Consider the following 18892-nt stretch of genomic DNA (forward strand, 5'->3'; position numbering starts at 1 on the left):
GACGCACCATCAGGCAAGGGGTGGTCGGGGAGAAGGGGCTCAGGAGGTTGTCAGCGGCGCACCGATCTCCAGGTCCGCGTCGAGCTTGGCCATGAGTTCCCCCGCCTGCGAGGGGACGTAGCGGTCCGCCCACCGGGCGGCGAGAGCGAGGAATCCCCGCAGATCCGTGCGGACCGAACGCAGCACGCCGGGCAGTTCGGACACGGGCAGCCGGACCGGCTGCGCCTCGGGACGCTCCGTGCCGTCGCCGCCGTCGGGCCACAGGCGGATGACCTGGCCGTCGGCTTCGGCCCTCGGCGTCGGATCGTGCCCGAGGTACACCGGATCGCCGTCCAGCAGCCGGAGCCACTCGCGCCAGTCCTCCAGACCACAGCAGCATCCCGGGTTCACGGTCACACCGGTCGCCGCGTCCCGGACACGCAGACCTCCCGAAGCCACGACCCGGTCACAGGCGATCAGCCGTCGCACGCGCTCGGCGGCGTCCGGCACGCGGCCGCTGTCGTCGGGATCCGTCGCGAACCAGTCGGTGAGCAGCGCCATCGCGGCCCCTGCATCGGACTCCGGCATGTGGCCGGAAAGAGCCAGGAAGGTGCAGGGCGGCAGGGCGGTCACGGGCCACGGCACCGGGTTCGCCGCATCGGCGGTTTCCAGGACGGCCTCAACGATCAGCACCGGTCCAGTATCGGCGCCGCGAGCCGGGCGGGCAGTGTCCACGTCACACCGCACAGGGACCCGCCCGGGACGGGCAGCGCCAGGCTCCCCGTCCCCGGCGCCGGCCCGCGCTACTTGCGGTACAGCTCCTCGATCTCCGTCGCGAAGTCCCGTGTGATCGCGTCCCGTTTCAGCTTCAGCGACGGCGTCAGATGGCCGGCCTCCTCGGTGAAGTCCACCGTCAGGACGGTGAACTTGCGGATCGACTCGGCGCGCGAGACCAGCCGGTTCGCCTCGTCGACCGCGCGTTGCAGCGCGGTGTGCAGCTCCTCGTCGTGGACGAGCTCGCGCAGCGGGACGTCCTCCTTCTTCTTCATCCGGCGCCAGTGCGACAGCCCGTCCGGCTCCAGGGTGATCAGGGCGGTGATGAACGAGCGGTTGTCGCCGACCACCATGCACTGGCTGACCAGCGGGTGGGCGCGCAGCCAGTCCTCCAGCGGGGCCGGGGTGACGTTCTTGCCGCCGGACGTGATGATGATGTCCTTCTTGCGGCCGGTGATCGTGAGGTAGCCGTCCTCGTCGAGCGCGCCCAGGTCTCCGGTGGCGAACCAGCCGCCGTCCAGCGCGGGGACGGCCTCGCCGCGTTCGGGGTCCCAGTAGCCCTGGAACACCTGGCCGCCGCTGAGCAGCACCTCGCCGTCCGGCGCGATGCGGACGGCGGTGCCCGGCATCGGCCAGCCGACCGTGCCCAGCCGGGGCCTGAGGGGCGGGGTCACGGTGGCGGCCGCGGTGGTCTCCGTCAGGCCGTAGCCCTCGAAGATCTGGATGCCGGCGCCCGCGTAGAAGGCGGCGAGCCGGCTGCCCAGCGGGGAGCCGCCGCAGATGGCGTACCGGACCTGGCCGCCGAGCGCCGCCCGGATGCGGCGGTAGACCAGCGGGTCGTAGAGCGCGCGGGCCGCCCGCAGCCCCACTCCCGGTCCGGGTCCGGTGCCGTGTTCTGCGGCCTCGACGGCCTGCCCGTACCGCTGGGCGATCCGGGCGGCCCGGTCGAAGGACGAGGCGCGGCCCATCTTCTCGGCGGTGGCCCGGCCGGTGTTGAACACCTTCTCCAGTACGTACGGGATGGCCAGCAGGAACGACGGTTTGAACCCCGCCAGGTCCGCGAGCAGGTCCTCGGTCCGGATGGACGGCGCGTGGCCCAGGCGGACCCGGGCGCGCAGGCAGCCGATCGCGACCATCCGCCCGAAGACGTGCGACAGCGGGAGGAACAGCAGGGTGGACGCGGGGTACTTGCTGACCGACTTGAAGACCGGGTGCAGCAGCTCGATGGCGTTGTCGACCTCGGCGAAGAAGTTGCCGTGGGTCAGCACGCAGCCCTTGGGGCGGCCGGTGGTGCCCGAGGTGTAGATGAGGGTGGCCGGGGTCTCCGGTTCCAGCGTGGCGCGCCGGGCCGCGACGGCGTCGTCGGGAACGTCCTGCCCGCTCTTCTTCAGCCGTCCCAGCGCGCCCGTGTCGAACTGCCAGAGGTGGGCGAGGTTCCCGAGCTGCTTGCGTTCCTGGCTGATGACGCGGCTCTGTTCGGCCGTCTCGACGGCACAGGCGACCGCCCCCGAGTCCTGGAGTATCCAGCGGGCCTGAAAGGCGGAGGAGGTCGGGTAGATGGGGACGGTGACCAGACCGGCGGCCCAGGCCGCGAAGTCGAGCAGTGTCCACTCGTATGTCGTACGGGCCATGATCGCGATGCGGTCGCCGCCCCGCAGCCCTTCCGCGACGAGGCCCTTGGCGACGGCGAGCACCTCGCCCGCGAAGTCCGCCGCCGTCACGTCCTGCCAGCTTCCGTCGGGCTGCTTGCGGCTGAGGACGGCGTCGGCTGGTGCCTCGCGGGCGTTGTCGAAGGGGATCTCGGCGAGCGAGCCGCGGCGGACGGGCGGGGCGAACGCCGGTACGGAGACCTGCTGGACGCTGCCGTCGGCCGCCCTGACCTTGGCGGGCTCGACCAGGACGGGCGCGGTGGGTGTGGCGGGTGGCGTGGACACGTGCGGCTCCTCGGGCATCGGGGTCGGGCGGGTGTGGATCCGGTCGGGCGCTGCGGATGAGGGGTTCCGTGCGTTTCGGGCGCTGGACGTGACAGGGGCCGGCGGTACGCGTCAGGCCGTGTACCGTCCGGCCCTGTTCGGGTCAGGCCCTGTACGCGTCAGGCCCCGTGCGCGTCAGGCCCTGTGCGCGTCAGACGCGTTCCAGGATCGCCGTGACGCCCTGGCCGCCCGCCGCGCAGATCGAGATCAGTCCGCGTCCCCGCGTGCCCCGCTCCGCGAGGAGCTTGGCGAGGGTGGCGACGATCCGGGCCCCCGTCGCGGCGAACGGGTGCCCGGTGGCCAGCGAGGAACCCGCCACGTTGAGCTTCTCCCGGTCGACCGGGGCGAGCCCCGCCTTCTCCCAGGCGGCCAGCGTCGCGAGCACCTGGGAGGCGAAGGCCTCGTGGACCTCGAAGAGGTCGAAGTCCTCGATCGTCAGCCCGGCCCGCTCCAGCAGCCGCGGCACGGCGTACGCGGGCGCCATCAGCAGACCGTCCTCACCGCCCACGTGGTCGACGGCCGCGGTCTCGTGGAGCGAGAGGTAGGCCAGCGGTTCCAGCCCGCGCCGCTCCGCCCACTCCTCGCTCGCCAGCAGCACCGTCGCGGCGCCGTCCGTGAGCGGGGTGGAGTTGCCCGCGGTCATCGTCGCGTCCGGGTGGTCCGCGCCGAACACCGGCTTCAGCGTGGCGAGTTTCTCCACCGTGGAGCCGGGGCGCAGGTTCTGGTCACGGTCCAGGCCGAGGTACGGGACGACGAGGTCGTCCAGGAACCCCCGCTCGTACGCGGCGGCGAGGCGCTGGTGACTGGTGGCGGCGAGCAGGTCCTGGTCCGCGCGGGCGATGTCCCACTGCCGGGCGGTGACCGCCGCGTGGTCGCCCATCGAGAGGCCGGTGCGGGGTTCGGCGTTGCGCGGGATGTCCGGGACGAGATGCCGGGGACGTACGCCCGTGAACGCCTTGATCCGGCCTCCGGCCGACTTCGCCCGCCGGGCCGACAGCAGCAGCCTGCGCAGTTCGTCGTTGACGCCGAGGGGCGCGTCGCTCGTGGTGTCCGCGCCGCCCGCGACCGCGGAGTCGATCGCACCGAGCATGATCTTGCCGGCGGCGGCGATGACGGCCTGGAGGCCGGTGCCGCAGGCCTGCTGGATGTCGTACGCCGGGGTGCGCGGGTCGAGCCGCGAGCCGAGCACGGTCTCCCGGGCCAGGTTGAAGTCCCGGCTGTGCTTGAGGACCGCGCCCGCGACGAACTCGCCGACCCGCTCCCCCCGGAGCCCGAACCGCTCGACCAGACCGTCCAGTGCGGCGGTCAGCATCTGCTGGTTGGAGGCCTGCGCGTAGGGCCCGTCCGAGCGCGCAAAGGGGATACGGCTGCCGCCGATGACCGCGACCCTGCGGGGCCGCGGGAGTGCGAGGGGGATCAACTCGACCAACTCATCTCGACCAACTCCTGACTCTTAAGTAACCTTACTCTTGAGTAAATCTAAGACCGAGCAGGGAGTCTGGACAATGGCCGACCGCTATCTGCACTTCACCGGCACAGCGACCGGCCGGTTCCTGACCCGGAGAATCGGCCTGCCGCAGCCCGCACCGCTGCCCCGCTGGTCCCCCGCGACCCCGTCACTGACCGGCCCCGTCCTCCACCTCACCGCCGGGGACTCCACCGCCACCGAGGAGCTGGCCGCGCTCCTCACCGCGACCGGCCTGGAGGTGACGGCGAGCGCCGACCGGCCGGCCGCGGTCGTCCTGGACGCCACGGCCGTCGGCACCGCCGCCGGGCTCGGGGACGTGCACGCCGCGCTGCACCCCGTCGTCCGCTCCCTCGCACCGGGCGGCCGCGTCGTCGTCCTCGGAGTGCGCCCGTCCCCGGACGACCACCACCAGGCCGCCGCGCAACAGGCCCTGGAAGGCTTCGTGCGCTCACTGGGCAAGGAGATCGGCAAGGGCGCCACCGTGCAGCTGGTGCGCCTCGCGCCCGGCGCGGTCGCCGGTGCCGAGTCCACCCTGCGCTTCCTGCTGTCGCCCCGGTCCGCGTACATCAGCGGCCAGGTCATCGAGGTGACCTCGGCCGCCCCCGACCCGGTCGCCGACTGGGCCGCCCCCCTCGCCGGGCGCACCGCGCTGGTCACCGGCGCGGCCCGCGGCATCGGCGCCTCGGTCGCCGAGGTGCTCGCCCGGGACGGGGCCCGTGTCATCTGCCTGGACGTCCCGCAGGCCCGCGAGGACCTGGCGCGCACCGCCGACCGGCTCGGCGCCACCGCGCTGCCGCTGGACATCACCGCGGACGACGCGGCGGCCCGGATCTCCGCCGCCGCCCCGGACGGCCTCGACATCCTCGTCCACAACGCCGGCATCACCCGTGACCGGCGGCTCGCCAACATGCCCGCCGACCGCTGGGCCTCGGTCATCGACGTCAACCTCGACAGCGTGCTGCGCACCACGGACGCGCTGCTGAAGAGCGGCACCGTCAACCGCGGCGGCCGGATCGTCGCCACCGCCTCCATCGCGGGCATCGCGGGCAACAACGGCCAGACCAACTACGCGGCCAGCAAGGCCGGGATCATCGGCCTGGTCCGCTCGCTCGCCCCGCGCGCCGCCGCCTACCACGGTGTCACGGTCAACGCGGTCGCCCCCGGCTTCATCGAGACGAAGATGACCGCGGCCGTCCCGCTCTTCATCCGTGAGGCGGGGCGCCGGATGAACTCCCTCTCGCAGGGCGGGCTCCCGGTCGATGTCGCCGAGACGACCGCCTGGTTCGCCCAGCCCGCGTCGAGCGCCGTCAACGGCCAGATCGTCCGGGTCTGCGGCCAGAGCCTGCTGGGGGCGTGACCCGGTGCCGAGCCTGATCCTGTCGCTGGCGCGCGGAGCCGCCACCTCCCCGTTCAAACGGCCCGGCCGCCCGGACGCCGCCCTGCCGGCCGACCGTCCGACCCGTCCGGCCGGGGCCGCGGCCCCCGGGCCGCTGGCCGCGTACCGCAGGATCTGCGGCTTCAGCGATTCGGGCGCCCTGCCGGTCACCTACCCGCACGTCCTGGCCTTCCCGCTCGCCATGCGGCTGATGACCCGGCGGCGCTTCCCGCTGCCGGTCACCGGACTCGTCCACACCTGGATCGAGATCACCGCGCACCGCACGCTGCATGCCACGGACGCTCTCGAACTGACCGTGTACGCAGCGGAGTTGAAGCCGCACCGGCGCGGCACCGAGGTCACCGTGGTCACCGAGGCGCGGCTGTCGGGCGAGCTGGTGTGGGAGTCCCGCAGCGGCTATCTGTCCCGTCACGCGACGCGCCCGGGGGCCCCGGAACCCACCGCGGCCGCACCCGCCGGGGAATCCGCGGCGCTGCCCGCCGTCACCGAGTGGCGGCTGCCCGCCGACCTGGGCCGGCGCTACGGAGCCGCGTCGGGCGACCGCAACCCCATCCACCTGTACCCGCTGACGGCCAGGCTGTTCGGCTTTCCGCGGGCCATCGCGCACGGCATGTGGACCGTGGCCCGCTGCCTCGCCGAGGCCCCGCAGCCGCATCTGATCCACACCGTACGGGCCGACTTCAGGGCGCCCGTCCTGCTGCCCGGCACGGTCACCTACGCATCCGACGGCACCGGCTTCCAGCTCCGCGAAGGCGGGGGCGGGGGCGGGGGCGGGGGCGGCCGCGTCCACCTCAGCGGAACGGCGGCACCCCGGACCGAACGCTGAGGGCCGCCGGGTGCCCCGGGACTCAGCGGACGTGCGGCGTCCGCCGGTCCCGGGCCCTGATCCGGACGCTGCCGACGATTCGGTACGGCGCCGCCGACTCCTCCGCCTCGTCGCGCAGGGCGGCGAGCGGAGCGAGAACGGCCGCCGGGGGCACGTCCGGATCGAGCCAGACGTGCGTACGGACGTGGAGTCGCGTCCGGCGGGGCGTGATGTCCACACGGCAGCGGGAGACCCCGGCGAGCGAGGCCGTCCGCTGGGCCAGGGCCTCGGCCAGGGCCCCCGCGCGCATCGCACCGCCTGCGGAGGGGAGGGCCAGCGGAGTGCTTCCGCCGCTGCGGAACCGGCTCGTGAACCGCAGGACGAGAAGCAGCGTCAGCCCCGTCGAGCCGGCGATGACGGCGGGCGTCCACCAGCCGCGGGTGCGCAGGGCCGCCAGCCCGTCCCGGTCCAGGAGGACGCCGTCCGGCCGGGCGGCCGGCCACCAGCCGGGCAGCCGGGAGCCCAGTTCCGGCCAGGCGGCGGCGAGCCGGACTCCGCCCACCAGGAGGACCAGGCCGGCCAGGGCCAGAGCGGTCCGGTTCACGGCGGGGCGGGGCCGCGCGCTCATTTGCGGCGGCGGGTGCGCGAGGCGGTGGACGGCGGACTGGGCCTCGACATCACGGAGCTCGACATCCGCATCACCGATCTGCTCGACCCCGAGGAAAGCCCGCCCGAAGAAGGCCCGCCCGGCGGAGATCCGCCCGCCGATCACTCCCCCGAGGAAAGGGGCGCCCGATGACCCACGACACCGCGCGGACCACGCTCACGGAGGAAGTCGCCAAGGCCGTGGAGGGCGTCGAGGGCGTGGCGTTCCTCAAGCCGGGGGTGGCCCAACTGCTCCGCTCGGCCCTGCCCTCCGCCGCGCGGACCGGGGCCGGTACGCGTCAGGCCGGAGTGCGGATGAGCCGGGGGAGCGCCACCTCTCCCGCCAGGCTGGACATCCAGATCGTCGCCCGCCGCGACGCCCGCGCGGTGGAGGTCGCGCGGGCCACCCGCAGGGCCGTCGACTCCTGCCTGGCCACCCTGCTCCCGGGGAACACGGACTCCGTGCGGGTGGTCGTGACCGTCACGGGCCGGGCCTGACACCGGCATCCACGACCGCGGGCCACGCCGCACGGCCACTCGACGGGTCCGGACCACCGCGTCGGACCACCGCGTCGGTTCACCGGGCGGCGCGCCCCGCCACCTGCCCCTGCCAGGTGCGGCCGTGCATGAGGTTCTCCAGGCCGGCCCAGGAGAAGTTCATCAAGGTGGCCGCGGCCTCCTTGGCCGAGACGCCCGGAGTCTCGTTCGCCCAGCCGGCGAGCGACTCCGCGGCGCCCACCAACGCCTGCGCGAGACCCGCCACATCGCGGTCGGGGAGCGCCGGATCGTGGTGCGCCTCGCGCGCCGCGGCCCCGATCAGACCCGTCACGAACGCAACGATCTCGTCGCGCATCACGCTCACCTCGGTGGCGAACGGCTCCCCGTGCGTACGCGCCTGCCGGTACAACACCGCCCAGCCGTCCGGGTTCTCCGCGGTGTGCGTGAAGAACGCCCGCAGCCCGGACCACAGTTGCCGGTCGGCGGGCAGCCCCGGCTCCGCCCCCGCCTGCACCGCCGCCAGCAGCGCCTGCGCCTCACGCCGGATGCACGCGGTGAACAGCTCGTCCTTGGAATTCAGGTACAAATACACCAAGGGCTTGGACACCCCGGCCAACTCGGCGATCTCGTCCATCGAGGCCGCCCGGTAGCCACGCTGCCCGAAGGTCCGCACCGCGGCGTCCATCATCTGCTGCTCGCGCACGGCGCGCGGCATCCGTTTGCCCTTCACAGCACCCACGTCGACTTCCTCCCGCCCCCGCTGCACTACTCCTCGGTAAGAGTACGGCGCGGGGCCCGGCCCCGTCGTGCGGACCGGTTTCCGTGACGCCCGGGTGGCCGGTGAACGACGCATTCGCAAAACGGCTGTGCCCCGCACCCAGGCGTGAGGGTACGGGGCACAGCAGCGGGATTCGGCGGACTCCGCGGGACCGGGAAGCGGTCGCGAAGGACTCCGCACGGCTCCGGGGGATCAGGCGGGGACGGGCACCTTCGCCGGCTCGCTGTCGCGGACCTCGGCGTCGTCGACCGGGGAGCCGGAGGCCGAGTTGTACGCGTCGTGGTCGAGGATCTTCTCGCGGGCCGACACGAGCACCGGGACCAGCGCCTGGCCTGCGACGTTCGTCGCCGTACGCATCATGTCCAGGATCGGGTCGATGGCCATCAGCAGGCCGACGCCCTCCAGCGGGAGGCCGAGCGTCGACAGGGTGAGGGTCAGCATGACCGTGGCGCCGGTGAGACCGGCGGTGGCAGCGGAGCCGATCACCGAGACGAACGCGATCAGGATGTAGTCACCGACGCCCAGCTGGACGTCGAAGATCTGGGCGATGAAGATCGCGGCCAGCGCCGGGTAGATCGCGGCGCAGCCGTCCATCTTGGTCGTCGCACCGAACGGGACCGCGAAGGAGGCGTACTCCTTCGGGACGCCGAGGCGCTCGGTGACCTGCTGGGTGACCGGCATGGTGCCGACCGAGGAGCGCGAGACGAAGCCCAGCTGGATCGCGGGCCAGGCGCCCTTGAAGAACTGGAGCGGGCTGACCTTGGCGACGGTGGCGAGGAGCAGCGGGTAGACGCCGAACATCACCAGGGCGCAGCCGATGTAGACGTCGGCGGTGAACGTCGCGTACTTGCCGATCAGGTCCCAGCCGTAGTCGGCGATCGCGTAGCCGATGAGGCCGATGGTGCCGATGGGGGCGAGGCGGATGACCCACCACAGGGCCTTCTGGAGGAGCTCCAGGATCGACTCGCTGAGGGTGAGGATCGGCTTGGCCTTGTCTCCGAGCTGGATCGCGGCGATACCCGCGACGGCGGCCATGAAGACGATCTGAAGGACGTTCAGCTCGGTGAACGGCGTGATGACGTTGTCCGGGATGATGCCGGTCAGGAAGTCGAGCCAGGAGCCCTTGGTCTCGGAGAGCTCGCCGTCCTTGGGCGAGAGGCCGGTGCCGGAGCCCGGGTTGGTGATCAGGCCGATCGCGAGGCCGATGGCGACCGCGATCAGCGAGGTGATCATGAACCAGAGGACGGTGCGGCCGGCCAGCCGGGCGGCGTTGTTGACCTTGCGCAGGTTGGTGATCGACACCAGGATCGCGAAGAAGACGAGGGGCGCGACGGCCAGCTTCAGCAGCTGGACGAAGATGTGGCCGACCTTGTCGAGCGTGGTGTAGAGCCAGCCGATGTCCTGGCTGCGGGCGAGCCAGCCGAGCAGGACGCCGAGGACGAGGCCGGCGACGATCTGCGCCCAGAACGGGACCTTGGGTATGCGGAAACCGGAGCCGGAGGGCTCATCGGTCGTGGTGGACGCGGGATTCGCGGACACGAAACACTCCAGATGTGACGCATCGGGGCGCACGGGGACGGCGTGCGGGGGGACGGGGGGTGCGGCGCCCGCGTCAGGAGCGGCGCCGCTGCATGATGCCGTTCAGACGTTGCGGCAACAGACCGCGGACATACAGCGGCAGAGATCGACGTGCAGGCGCGCCACGAGCGGGGTGCTCGCGGCAGATCGAAGGCGCACAGCTGTCGTCATGTCGAACACGTTAACACTTGAACTTTGAGAACCTCAAAGGTCTTCTTTGGGTGCGATCGGGGACGAACAGCCCCCGCCGGGCCCGGAGAACGCGAAAACCCCAGTACAGGAGCGATCGCTCCGGCGCTGGGGTTTCGAAAAGAAGAGGGGTGGGTGTGAGGGAGCTTACATTTCCCTTACCCGGCACTCACTGGGTGACGCTGTCCTCGCGGGTCCGGTTCGCCTCAAGGCGCGCCTTGGTCCGGTCGACCGTGGTGATGATCTGCTCGGACATCTCGTCGCGCTGCTTGCGCAGCAGCACGTAGCTGAGCGGCGCGGAGAGCACGAGGGCGAGCAGGATGACCCAGATGACGTTGGAGCCTCCCGCCCCGGAGGGCAGCAGCCCGAAGTTGACGGCCACGGCGGCGAGCGCGAAGCAGCCGACGAAGATACTGAGACGCATCGCGGTGTACCGGATCATTGCGCTCGGCTTTGCAGCGGACACAGCTCGCCTTCTCTCTACGTGACAGTCCTGCCCGTCCAGTGAAGCATGCCCCACAATCGATCAGTTCGGAGGGCTCCGCGAAGCGCCCCGGACTTCTCACCGCGGGGGACCCGGCCGGCCCTTCCCGGCTCTCCGCGCTCAGCCGAGGGGCAGCAGCATGATGATGTCGTCGCGGTCGTCCCCGTCGGCCACCCGGATCGCCCCCGGCACCCGCCCGACCTCCTTGTAGCCGCAGGAGGCGTAGAACCGGTCGGCGCCCGTACCGCCCCGGCAGGTGAGCCGGATGGCCTCGACGCCCTCGATCGTGCGCGCGGCGTCGGCGGCCGCGGCCAGCAGGGAGCGCCCGTATCCGCGGCCCTGGTGACGGGGGTGGACCATCACCGTGTAGAGCCAGACCCAGTGGGCCATCAGGCGGTGGGTGTTGTGGGTGAGGAAGGCCGTGGCCGCGACGGCGCCCTCCTCGTCGTAGCCGACGAGCAGCCGGGCGCGGTCCTCGGCCATGGCGATGAGGTGCTTGACCAGATCGGGCCGGACGTCCTCGACCGTGACGGGCGGCACAAAGCCCACCGCGCCGCCCGCGTTGGACACATCGGCCCAGAGCGTGGCTATGCCGTCCCGCAGGGGCCGGTCGAAGGTCGGGTCCAACTCAAAAGTAAGTGCCATACAGGCAGATTAACCATTACGGGCCCCGCCCTCAAACTCCGTCCGGAACACGAGAAAGCTCCGGCCGGGGACGGCGGCCGGAGCTTTCGTACAGCGCTGCGCGCGCTCGGAGCGCGCGCCGGGTCAGACCCGCATGGGCTGCGGCGACTCGCGCCGCTCCGTGTCCGGGCCCGGGTACTCGCGGATGATCTCGTACCGGGTGTTGCGCTCGACGGGCCGGAAGCCCGCGTCGCGGATCAGGTCGAGCAGATCCTCACGGCCGAGCTTGTTGGGCGTGCCGTAGTTGTCCGCGTCGTGCGTGATCTTGTACTCGACGACCGAGCCGTCCATGTCGTCCGCGCCGTGCTGGAGCGCGAGCTGAGCGGTCTGCACGCCGTGCATCACCCAGAAGACCTTGACGTGCGGGACGTTGTCGAAGAGCAGCCGGGAGACCGCGAAGGTCTTGAGCGCCTCCGCGCCGGTCGCCATCGTCGTCCGCGCCTGGAGCTTGTTGCGGATCTTGCCGTCCTTCATGTCCACGAAGTCGTGCTGGTAGCGCAGCGGGATGAAGACCTGGAAACCGCCGGTCTCGTCCTGGAGCTCACGCAGCCGCAGCACGTGGTCGACGCGGTGACGGGGCTCCTCGATGTGCCCGTACAGCATCGTCGCCGGGGTCTTGAGACCCTTCTCGTGCGCGAGCCGGTGGATCCGCGACCAGTCCTCCCAGTGGGTGGCGTGGTCGACGATGTGCTGACGGACCTCCCAGTCGAAGATCTCCGCGCCGCCGCCGGTCAGCGACTCCAGACCGGCCTCGATCAGCTCGTCGAGGATCTCGGAGGCGGAGAGCCCGGAGATGGTCTCGAAGTGGTGGATCTCGGTGGCGGTGAACGCCTTGAGGGAGACCTCGGGCAGCGCTTCCTTCAGCGCGCTCAGCGAACGCGGGTAGTAGCGCCACGGCAGGGTGGGGTGCAGCCCGTTGACGATGTGCAGCTCGGTGAGGCTCTCGCCCTCCATCGCCTTCGCGAGGCGGACGGCCTCCTCGATGCGCATCGTGTACGCGTCCTTCTCGCCCGGCTTGCGCTGGAACGAGCAGTACGCGCACGACGCGGTGCACACGTTGGTCATGTTGAGGTGGCGGTTGACGTTGAAGTGGACGACGTCGCCGTTCTTCCGCGTGCGCACCTCATGCGCCAGCCCGCCGAGCCACGCCAGGTCGTCGGACTCGTAGAGCGCGATCCCGTCCTCGCGGGTCAGCCGCTCGCCGGCCCGGACCTTCTGCTCCAGCTCGCGCTTGAGTCCCGCGTCCACTAGGGCGCCTCCCATTTCTCTACGTAACAGACTTCGCTCACCGTACTCCCCCGCCCGGAGCGCCCCGGGGACCCCCTCTGCTCTCCCCGTCAGCCCTCCCCGTCAGCTCTCCTCGGGCAGTTCGCCGACCCGGTTCTCCCACTTGGTGGACAGCACGATGGTGGTACGGGTCCGCGAGACGCCCCGGGTGCCGCTGAGCCGGCGGATGGTCTTCTCCAGGCCGTCCACGTCACCGACGCGCACCTTGAGCATGTAGGAGTCGTCGCCCGCGATGAACCAGGCGTCCTCGATCTCGGCGAGGTCCTTCAGCCGGTGCGCGACGTCCTCGTGGTCCGCGGCGTCGGAGAGCGAGATGCCGATCAGGGCCGTGACGCCGAGCCCGAGCGAGGCCGCGTCGACGGTGGCGCGGTAGCCGGTGATCACACCGGCGGTCTCCAGCCGGTTGATGCGGTCGGTGACGCTGGGCCCGGAGAGCCCCACGAGCCGGCCCAGCTCCGCGTACGAGGCCCTGCCGTTCTCCCTGAGGGCCTGGATGAGCTGCCTGTCCACCGCGTCCATGTGACTGGAACCTTCCATTATTCAGTAGTATCGCGAGTCTACGTGTAGAATCTAAGGCATGCAGGCTTCATCGCCTGCAGATCTTCTCGAATATCCAAAAAATGCTTTCGAATCTTCAGGAGTGAAAACACCGTGTACACGATCGAGATGGCCTACGCCCGGATGCGCGAGCTGCAGGATCTGGCCAACCGCTCGCGTGCCCATCAGCCCGCCGCCGCCCACCGGATCGACCGGGCCCGTACCCCGCGCGCACCCAAGAAGCGCTGACCCCACCCGGATCAGCCACGGGAGCCGCCACCGAGCTCTCCCTCCCAGCGGCGGTACAGCAGATGCGGCACCCCTGCCGCGTCCAGCACCCGCCCCGCGACGAAATCCACCAGATCCTGGATATGCGTCGCACCCGCGTAGAACGCCGGAGAGGCGGGCAGCACGACCGCGCCCGCCTCGTCCAGGGTCACCAGATGCTTCAGCGTCTGTCCGCTGAGCGGGGTCTCGCGCACCGCGACGACCAGCTTCCGCCGCTCCTTGAGCGTCACGCTCGCGGCCCGCTGCAGCAGATCCTTCGAGAGCCCGAGCGCCACCCCGGCCACACACGCCGTCGAGGCCGGGACGATCAGCATCCCCTTCACCGGGTACGACCCCGAGGACGGCCCGGCGGCCAGATCACCGGCCGCCCAGTGCCGTACCCCGGACACGTCCACCTCGAAGGTGTGCGGCTTCCCGTCGGCACCCCGCGCCAGCCAGGCGCGCAGGTCCTCCTGCCAGTGCGCGTCGCGGAAGGCGATCCCGGTCTCGTCCAGCAGCGTCAGCCGCGACGCCCGGCTCACCACCAGATCGACGCTCTCCCCCGCGGCCAGCAGACCCCGCAGCACCGCAGCGGCGAATGGTGTGCCCGAAGCGCCCGAAACCCCGACAATCCAAGGCTGCCGCTGCTGCTGACTCACTGAAATCCCGGAATCCACAGAACCGAGCCTATCCGGCACACGCCACCCGGAACCGAGCCAGGGTTCGTACGTGCCGACGGACGAGCGAGGGCGTGCGCCCCGGACCGTGCGCCCGCACCCCCGCCCGCGCGGCCTCGCTGTCAGCGCTCTGTGTCATCATGCGGGCGCGTCCCAGGGGGTGGGCCGCGGTTGCTGATGAATAGGGGGCTGGGGATGGACGCGGGCACGGAGCCGGAAGGCTCGTCCAGGTCGGACGAGGAGTGGGAGCGGTTTCTGCGCGAGTCGGTGGCGGGGGCCGCCGACTCGCCCAAGGAGCCGTCGGCACGGGCCCGCGAGGTAACGAAACGGCTGCGCGCGGAGCCCGGCGGAGCCCCGGAGGTCTGGCGCGGCTACACACCCGCGCGGCCCAAACGGCGCACGGGCTGGTACGCGGTCGGGCTGCTGGCCTCACTGGCGCTCCTGGTGGTGGCGCTCGCGCCGGGGTGGACGCTGGACCTGTTCACCGGCGACGACTCCGACTCCCCTGCACAGGCGGCCGGGACCGCGCGCCCGAACCGGGTACCTCCCACGGAGTCGGTCCAGCGCCCCACCAGGGACGAGCCGTTCCGCGGCTCACCGGCGGCGGACTGGGCGAGCGGAGCGGCGGGTATCACCGTGCCGAAGGCCGGGGCGGTCGGCTGGATGAGCACGGCCGAGGTCGAGCGGGCCCTCGCCCGCAGCCGGGACTTCCTCGTCGCGTCGGGCCTGGACCGCGAAGTGCTGGCGGGCGAGCGCCCAGAGAAGGCCATCGCGCTGATCAACCCGCACCAGAAGGACGTCCAGGACCTCCTGAGAACAGCCTTCCGGACCCCGGGCGAGAAGAACGACCCGCTCCTCCTCTTCAGCCGCTTCCGGTCCTCCCGCACCCACCTGGTCGGCGACGTCGTGAAGACCCGGGGCCGGCTCACCTACCGGGAGGGCGAGCGCGGCGCGCTCCAGGTGACCGCCGACGTCACGTTCGTCTACCCGGTCACCCCGGCGGACGCGAGCGGCGACGACGAGATCGTGCGCACGATCGTCCGGCGCGAGCTGGTCCTGAGCTGGGACAACCCCGACAAGGTGATCACCGAGCCGGGCACGTTCTCGATCGCCTCGTACAAGTACGACATGACCAACGGCGGCTGCGGCGCCCCCACGGGCTACTTCACCCCGCCCTTCGGCACGGACCGCCGCGCGGACGAGGCCGGCACGGAGATCGACCCGTACGACCGCAGCACACCGGTCGGGCGGGGCGAGTCCCCGGAGGACGAGTGCGCGAGGGCGACGCGGTCCTGAGGGCTGTCCCCGCCCGCGACGGACTCTCGTCCTGCGGAGATCCCCCGCGAAGCTCGTTGCCGGGCCGGCCGCCTCTGCTGGATACTCCAGCTCACCGGCTGGGCGTCAACCGCTGTACCGAGGTTCCCCGGGGCCGGACGAAGGGGCTGTTCCATGAACGCCATCCGCACGACGACCGGAGCCCGTGCCCTCGTGGCGGGCGCGGTCATGCTGGGCTGGGTCGGGCTGCTCTGGGTGCTGGAGGGCATCGACCTCGCGACCGGCCACGGCCTGGACAGCCACGGGATCAGCCCGCGCGAGCCGGGCGAGCTGCTCGACATCGTGCCCGCCGCCTTTCTGCACAGCGGCTGGGCGCACGTCGCGTCGAACAGCGTCCCGCTGCTGGTCCTGGGCTTCATAGCCGCGCTGGGCGGCCTGCGCCGCTTCGTCGGCGTGGTGCTCACCGTGATCGTGGTCGGCGGCCTCGGCGTCTGGCTCACCGCCCCGGCCAACACGGTCACGCTCGGCGCGTCGGGCGTGGTCTTCGGCCTCTTCGGCTATCTGCTGGTCCGCGGCTTCGTGGACCGCCGCCCGCTGGACGTGGTCGTCGGCGTGGTGATCGCGGCGGTGTACGGCTCGCTGCTCCTGGGCGTCCTGCCGACCGACCCGGGCGTCAGCTGGCAGGGCCACCTCTTCGGCCTGATCGGCGGAGCGGTGGCCGCGTTCGTCCTGCGCCGCGGCGCCCGGTCGCTCAGACCGTCAGGCCCCGCACCAGCAGATCCAGCAGCGCACACGCGAACAGGGCGATTCCGATGAACCCGTTCACCGAGAAGAACGCCCGGTTCAGCCGCGAGAGGTCGTGCGGCCGCACCACCCGGTGCTCGTACACGAAGGCCACGGCGACGATCACCATGCCGATCCAGTAGAAGAGCCCCGCCTCTGTGGCCAGTCCGAACCAGACCAGCAGGCCGGTCGTCACCACGTGGCAGACCCGCGCGCCCCAGAGCGCGGCCGGGACGCCGAACCGGGCCGGGACCGAGAACACCCCGTGCGCCCGGTCCGCCTGCACGTCCTGGCAGGCGAAGATCAGGTCGAAGCCGCCGATCCAGATGCCGACGGCCAGCCCCAGGATCACCGCGTCCCACGACCAGCTCCCGGTCACCGCCAGCCAGGCACCGACCGGCCCCATCGCCTGGGCGATCCCCAGGATCGCGTGCGGGTAGTGCGTGAACCGCTTCCCGTACGGATAGACGACCATCGGGACCACCGCGAGCGGCGCGAGCACCAGACAGAGCGGGTTGAGCAGCGCCGCCGCACCGAGGAAGACGACGACGGCGACGAGCGCCCCCGTCCACGCGGAGCGCACCGACACCGCCCCCGTCACCAGCTCGCGTCCGGCGGTACGGGGGTTACGGGCGTCGATCTCCCGGTCGATGATCCGGTTCGCGGCCATCGCGAAGGTGCGCAGCCCGACCATGGCGACGGTCACGAGCAGCAGCGTCACCCAGTGGATCGACTCGTCGTCCTGGAACATCGCGGTCAGGGCGGCGATGAACGCGAAGGGCAGCGCGAAGACCGAGTGCTCGATCATCACGAGCCGCAGGAACGCCCTGACCTTGCTGTTCGGTTGCGCGGGCCCGGAGCCCAGGGTCGCTTCGGCGGCGCTCACAGTCCGTATTCCTTCCACCGGCGGTCGACCTTCGCCGCCGTGTCCGGGTCGGACTCGACCATGTCCGGCCAGCCCCCGTCCCGGGTGTAGCCCTCCTCGGGCCACTTCTTCGTCGCGTCGATACCGGCCTTGCCGCCCCAGAACTGCTGGTAGGAGGCATGGTCGAGATGGTCGACGGGGCCCTCGGCGACGGTCAGGTCCCGCGCGTAGTCCGTGTTGCCGAGCGCCCGCCAGGACACCTCGTGCAGGTCGTGGACGTCGCAGTCGGAGTCCACCACGACGATCAGCTTGGTCAGCGACATCATGTGCGCGCCCCAGATGGCACTCATCACCTTCTGGGCGTGCTTCGGGTACTTCTTGTCGATCGAGACGATCGCGCAGTTGTGGAAACCACCGGACTCGGGCAGGTGGTAGTCCACGATGTCCGGCACGATGATCTTGAGCAGTGGCAGGAAGAACCGCTCGGTGGCCCGCCCCAGCGGCCCGTCCTCGGTCGGCGGCCGGCCCACCACGATCGACTGGAGCAGCGGACGCTTCCGCATCGTCACGCAGTCGATCGTCAGCGCGGGGAACGGTTCCTGCGGCGTGTAGAAGCCGGTGTGGTCGCCGAACGGCCCCTCGGGCAGCGTCTCCCCGGGCTCCAGCCAGCCCTCGATGACGACCTCGGCGTTGGCCGGGACCTGGAGCGGGACGGTCTTGCAGTCGACCATCTCGATGCGCTTGCCCTGGATGAACCCGGCGAACAGGTACTCGTCGATGTCCCCGGGCAGCGGCGCGGTGGAGGCGTACGTCACCGCGGGCGGCGCCCCGAAGGCGATGGCGACCGGCAGCCGCTCCCCGCGCCTGGCGGCGACCTGGTAGTGGTTGCGGCTGTCCTTGTGGATCTGCCAGTGCATCCCGATGGTGCGCCGGTCGTGGCGCTGGAGCCGGTAGAGCCCCAGATTCCGTACGCCGGTCTCGGGGTGCTTGGTGTGCGTGAGTCCCAGGTTGAAGAACGAGCCGCCGTCCTTGGGCCAGGTGAACAGCGCGGGCAGCCGGTCCAGGTCGACGTCGTCGCCGGTGAGGACGACCTCCTGCACGGGCGCGTTCTCCGCCTTCACCTTCTTCGGCGGCACGTGCACCATCGTGCCGAGCTTCCCGAAGGCCTCCCGGACCCCGACGAAGCCGTGCGGCAGCTCCGGCTTGAGCAGCCCGCCGATCTTGTCGCTGATCTCGGAGTAGGACTTCAGCCCGAGCGCCTTGAGCAGCCGCTTGTCGGTGCCGAACACGTTCATGGCCAGGGGCATCGAGGAGCCCTTGACGTTCTCGAAGAGCAGCGCGGGCCCGCCGGCCTTGTTCACCCGGTCGACGATCTCACCGACCTCCAGGTAGGGGTCGACCTCGGCCTTGATGCGCTTGAGCTCGCCCTCGCGCTCCAGAGCCCGGAGGAGGGATCGAAGATCGTCGTAAGCCATGGGGTCAAGTTTGTCATCCTCCCCGGCGTCAGCCGTCAGGGCTCCCCCACCTCGGCCGTCATCCGGCGCGGTTTCCCACCGGAAGCCCGGTGCCTGGCCGAAGGGGCCCCAGGGCCGATGGCTGATCCGCATCCGAGGCAGCGGCGGCGGACACCGGGCCTCATCCGTGACCCCCGTCACGCTGAAGCCGTCCGCCTCGGCTCTCCGCGATCCGTAACGCGTCGGCCAGGCACTCGGCCAACCGGAGCGCCGTGAAGCGGAGCTCCGTCACGGTCGCACCGGTGGCGGCGATGATCGGCCTGCCGCAGTCGAGAACCTCCGCCCCCATGGCGAGCTGCACGGCCTCGATCTCGTCCGCCACCCGCGACACGTATCCATGCCCGTCGGTACGCAGGTAGCACGGACTGCCGTCCGGTCGGGCCCAGGGCAGTAACCGGGCGTGGAGGGCGTCGTGTTGCTCTGGGGGGATCATGAA

The 18892-nt window shown here is 71.5% G+C and carries 20 protein-coding genes; 6 read left to right on the forward strand and 14 right to left on the reverse strand.

The window, feature by feature from the left end; translation table 11 throughout:
- Positions 1-39: 39 nt before the first annotated feature.
- The 3 genes from ACIQM0_RS32645 to ACIQM0_RS32655 form a co-directional block, all read right to left on the reverse strand.
- On the reverse strand, positions 40-672 hold the full coding sequence (locus tag ACIQM0_RS32645) for a hypothetical protein (RefSeq protein ID WP_401293708.1): 633 nt from the start codon (positions 670-672) through the stop codon (positions 40-42).
- Between the two features lie 110 nt (positions 673-782).
- Positions 783-2687: an AMP-dependent synthetase/ligase gene (locus ACIQM0_RS32650; protein WP_401293711.1), complete on the reverse strand. Its 1905-nt coding sequence runs from the start codon at positions 2685-2687 to the stop codon at positions 783-785.
- 190 nt (positions 2688-2877) lie between these two features.
- Positions 2878-4155: an acetyl-CoA C-acetyltransferase gene (locus ACIQM0_RS32655; RefSeq protein ID WP_401293714.1), complete on the reverse strand. Its 1278-nt coding sequence runs from the start codon at positions 4153-4155 to the stop codon at positions 2878-2880.
- Between the two features lie 76 nt (positions 4156-4231).
- Between ACIQM0_RS32655 and ACIQM0_RS32660 the strand changes: the two genes are divergently transcribed.
- Positions 4232-5551 (forward strand): 3-oxoacyl-ACP reductase, encoded by a 1320-nt coding sequence (locus tag ACIQM0_RS32660; RefSeq protein ID WP_401293717.1) that lies wholly within the window; start codon positions 4232-4234, stop codon positions 5549-5551.
- Between the two features lie 4 nt (positions 5552-5555).
- Complete coding sequence (locus ACIQM0_RS32665; protein ID WP_401293720.1) at positions 5556-6416, forward strand: MaoC family dehydratase; 861 nt, start codon at positions 5556-5558, stop codon at positions 6414-6416.
- A 22-nt stretch (positions 6417-6438) separates the two neighbouring features.
- Here the strand turns inward: ACIQM0_RS32665 and ACIQM0_RS32670 are convergent, their stop codons facing one another.
- Positions 6439-7167 carry a hypothetical protein gene (locus ACIQM0_RS32670; RefSeq protein ID WP_401293723.1) on the reverse strand — a complete coding sequence of 243 codons (729 nt, stop codon included), beginning with the start codon at positions 7165-7167 and terminating at the stop codon, positions 6439-6441.
- A 23-nt stretch (positions 7168-7190) separates the two neighbouring features.
- Between ACIQM0_RS32670 and ACIQM0_RS32675 the strand changes: the two genes are divergently transcribed.
- A complete protein-coding gene (locus ACIQM0_RS32675) occupies positions 7191-7538 on the forward strand; it encodes a hypothetical protein (protein ID WP_401293725.1) in 348 nt (115 codons plus the stop codon).
- A 79-nt stretch (positions 7539-7617) separates the two neighbouring features.
- Here the strand turns inward: ACIQM0_RS32675 and ACIQM0_RS32680 are convergent, their stop codons facing one another.
- The 6 genes from ACIQM0_RS32680 to ACIQM0_RS32705 all read right to left on the reverse strand — a co-directional run bounded on the left by ACIQM0_RS32680 (position 7618) and on the right by ACIQM0_RS32705 (position 13057).
- Positions 7618-8253 (reverse strand): TetR/AcrR family transcriptional regulator, encoded by a 636-nt coding sequence (locus ACIQM0_RS32680; RefSeq protein ID WP_401293868.1) that lies wholly within the window; start codon positions 8251-8253, stop codon positions 7618-7620.
- Between the two features lie 255 nt (positions 8254-8508).
- Positions 8509-9855 (reverse strand): dicarboxylate/amino acid:cation symporter, encoded by a 1347-nt coding sequence (locus ACIQM0_RS32685; protein ID WP_401293728.1) that lies wholly within the window; start codon positions 9853-9855, stop codon positions 8509-8511.
- 397 nt (positions 9856-10252) lie between these two features.
- Complete coding sequence (locus tag ACIQM0_RS32690) at positions 10253-10507, reverse strand: DUF4229 domain-containing protein (RefSeq protein ID WP_363027321.1); 255 nt, start codon at positions 10505-10507, stop codon at positions 10253-10255.
- A gap of 180 nt (positions 10508-10687) precedes the next feature.
- On the reverse strand, positions 10688-11212 hold the full coding sequence (locus ACIQM0_RS32695) for a GNAT family N-acetyltransferase (RefSeq protein ID WP_401293731.1): 525 nt from the start codon (positions 11210-11212) through the stop codon (positions 10688-10690).
- Positions 11213-11335: 123 nt separating this feature from the next.
- Positions 11336-12499 (reverse strand): aminofutalosine synthase MqnE, encoded by a 1164-nt coding sequence (gene mqnE / locus ACIQM0_RS32700; protein ID WP_401293871.1) that lies wholly within the window; start codon positions 12497-12499, stop codon positions 11336-11338.
- Positions 12500-12601: 102 nt separating this feature from the next.
- A complete protein-coding gene (locus tag ACIQM0_RS32705) occupies positions 12602-13057 on the reverse strand; it encodes an Lrp/AsnC family transcriptional regulator (protein WP_385033412.1) in 456 nt (151 codons plus the stop codon).
- Between the two features lie 132 nt (positions 13058-13189).
- On the opposite strand from ACIQM0_RS32705, the gene ACIQM0_RS32710 reads away from it, so the two are divergent.
- On the forward strand, positions 13190-13324 hold the full coding sequence (locus ACIQM0_RS32710; protein WP_362963919.1) for a hypothetical protein: 135 nt from the start codon (positions 13190-13192) through the stop codon (positions 13322-13324).
- A gap of 11 nt (positions 13325-13335) precedes the next feature.
- Here the strand turns inward: ACIQM0_RS32710 and ACIQM0_RS32715 are convergent, their stop codons facing one another.
- Positions 13336-14001: a UbiX family flavin prenyltransferase gene (locus ACIQM0_RS32715; RefSeq protein WP_363027326.1), complete on the reverse strand. Its 666-nt coding sequence runs from the start codon at positions 13999-14001 to the stop codon at positions 13336-13338.
- A 213-nt stretch (positions 14002-14214) separates the two neighbouring features.
- On the opposite strand from ACIQM0_RS32715, the gene ACIQM0_RS32720 reads away from it, so the two are divergent.
- Together ACIQM0_RS32720 and ACIQM0_RS32725 are read left to right on the forward strand one after the other, a co-directional pair.
- Positions 14215-15315, forward strand: a complete 1101-nt coding sequence (locus ACIQM0_RS32720) for a hypothetical protein (RefSeq protein WP_401293736.1) — start codon at positions 14215-14217, stop codon at positions 15313-15315.
- Positions 15316-15468: 153 nt separating this feature from the next.
- Positions 15469-16110, forward strand: coding sequence for a rhomboid family intramembrane serine protease (locus ACIQM0_RS32725; RefSeq protein ID WP_401293738.1), 642 nt, complete (start codon positions 15469-15471; stop codon positions 16108-16110).
- Here ACIQM0_RS32725 and mqnP read toward each other — a convergent pair.
- The 3 genes from mqnP to ACIQM0_RS32740 form a co-directional block, all read right to left on the reverse strand.
- Positions 16046-16963 (reverse strand): menaquinone biosynthesis prenyltransferase MqnP, encoded by a 918-nt coding sequence (gene mqnP / locus ACIQM0_RS32730; protein ID WP_401293740.1) that lies wholly within the window; start codon positions 16961-16963, stop codon positions 16046-16048. The genes ACIQM0_RS32725 and mqnP overlap by 65 nt on opposite strands.
- Entirely contained in the window at positions 16960-18417 is a 1458-nt protein-coding gene (locus tag ACIQM0_RS32735; RefSeq protein ID WP_363027329.1) for a menaquinone biosynthesis decarboxylase, read from the reverse strand. Before ACIQM0_RS32735 ends, mqnP begins: the two co-directional genes overlap by 4 nt.
- A gap of 160 nt (positions 18418-18577) precedes the next feature.
- The gene (locus tag ACIQM0_RS32740) at positions 18578-18889 is read right to left on the reverse strand and encodes a hypothetical protein (protein WP_401293743.1); all 312 of its coding nucleotides are present in this window, start codon (positions 18887-18889) and stop codon (positions 18578-18580) included.
- Positions 18890-18892 lie beyond the last annotated feature (3 nt).

It is taken from the genome of Streptomyces sp. NPDC091387 (assembly GCF_044756945.1).
Taxonomy (GTDB): domain Bacteria; phylum Actinomycetota; class Actinomycetes; order Streptomycetales; family Streptomycetaceae; genus Streptomyces.

Bases quoted from the DNA above. Each gene is read 5' to 3' on its own strand.
- ACIQM0_RS32660 (WP_401293717.1), top strand. From the start codon at position 4,232: ATGGCCGACCGCTATCTGCACTTCACCGGCACAGCGACCGGCCGGTTC.
- ACIQM0_RS32690 (WP_363027321.1), bottom strand. From the start codon at position 10,507: ATGCGTCTCAGTATCTTCGTCGGCTGCTTCGCGCTCGCCGCCGTGGCC.
- ACIQM0_RS32735 (WP_363027329.1), bottom strand. From the start codon at position 18,417: ATGGCTTACGACGATCTTCGATCCCTCCTCCGGGCTCTGGAGCGCGAG.
- ACIQM0_RS32725 (WP_401293738.1), top strand. From the start codon at position 15,469: ATGAACGCCATCCGCACGACGACCGGAGCCCGTGCCCTCGTGGCGGGC.
- ACIQM0_RS32740 (WP_401293743.1), bottom strand. From the start codon at position 18,889: ATGATCCCCCCAGAGCAACACGACGCCCTCCACGCCCGGTTACTGCCC.
- ACIQM0_RS32720 (WP_401293736.1), top strand. From the start codon at position 14,215: ATGGACGCGGGCACGGAGCCGGAAGGCTCGTCCAGGTCGGACGAGGAG.
- ACIQM0_RS32675 (WP_401293725.1), top strand. From the start codon at position 7,191: ATGACCCACGACACCGCGCGGACCACGCTCACGGAGGAAGTCGCCAAG.
- ACIQM0_RS32695 (WP_401293731.1), bottom strand. From the start codon at position 11,212: ATGGCACTTACTTTTGAGTTGGACCCGACCTTCGACCGGCCCCTGCGG.
- ACIQM0_RS32705 (WP_385033412.1), bottom strand. From the start codon at position 13,057: ATGGACGCGGTGGACAGGCAGCTCATCCAGGCCCTCAGGGAGAACGGC.
- ACIQM0_RS32680 (WP_401293868.1), bottom strand. From the start codon at position 8,253: ATGCCGCGCGCCGTGCGCGAGCAGCAGATGATGGACGCCGCGGTGCGG.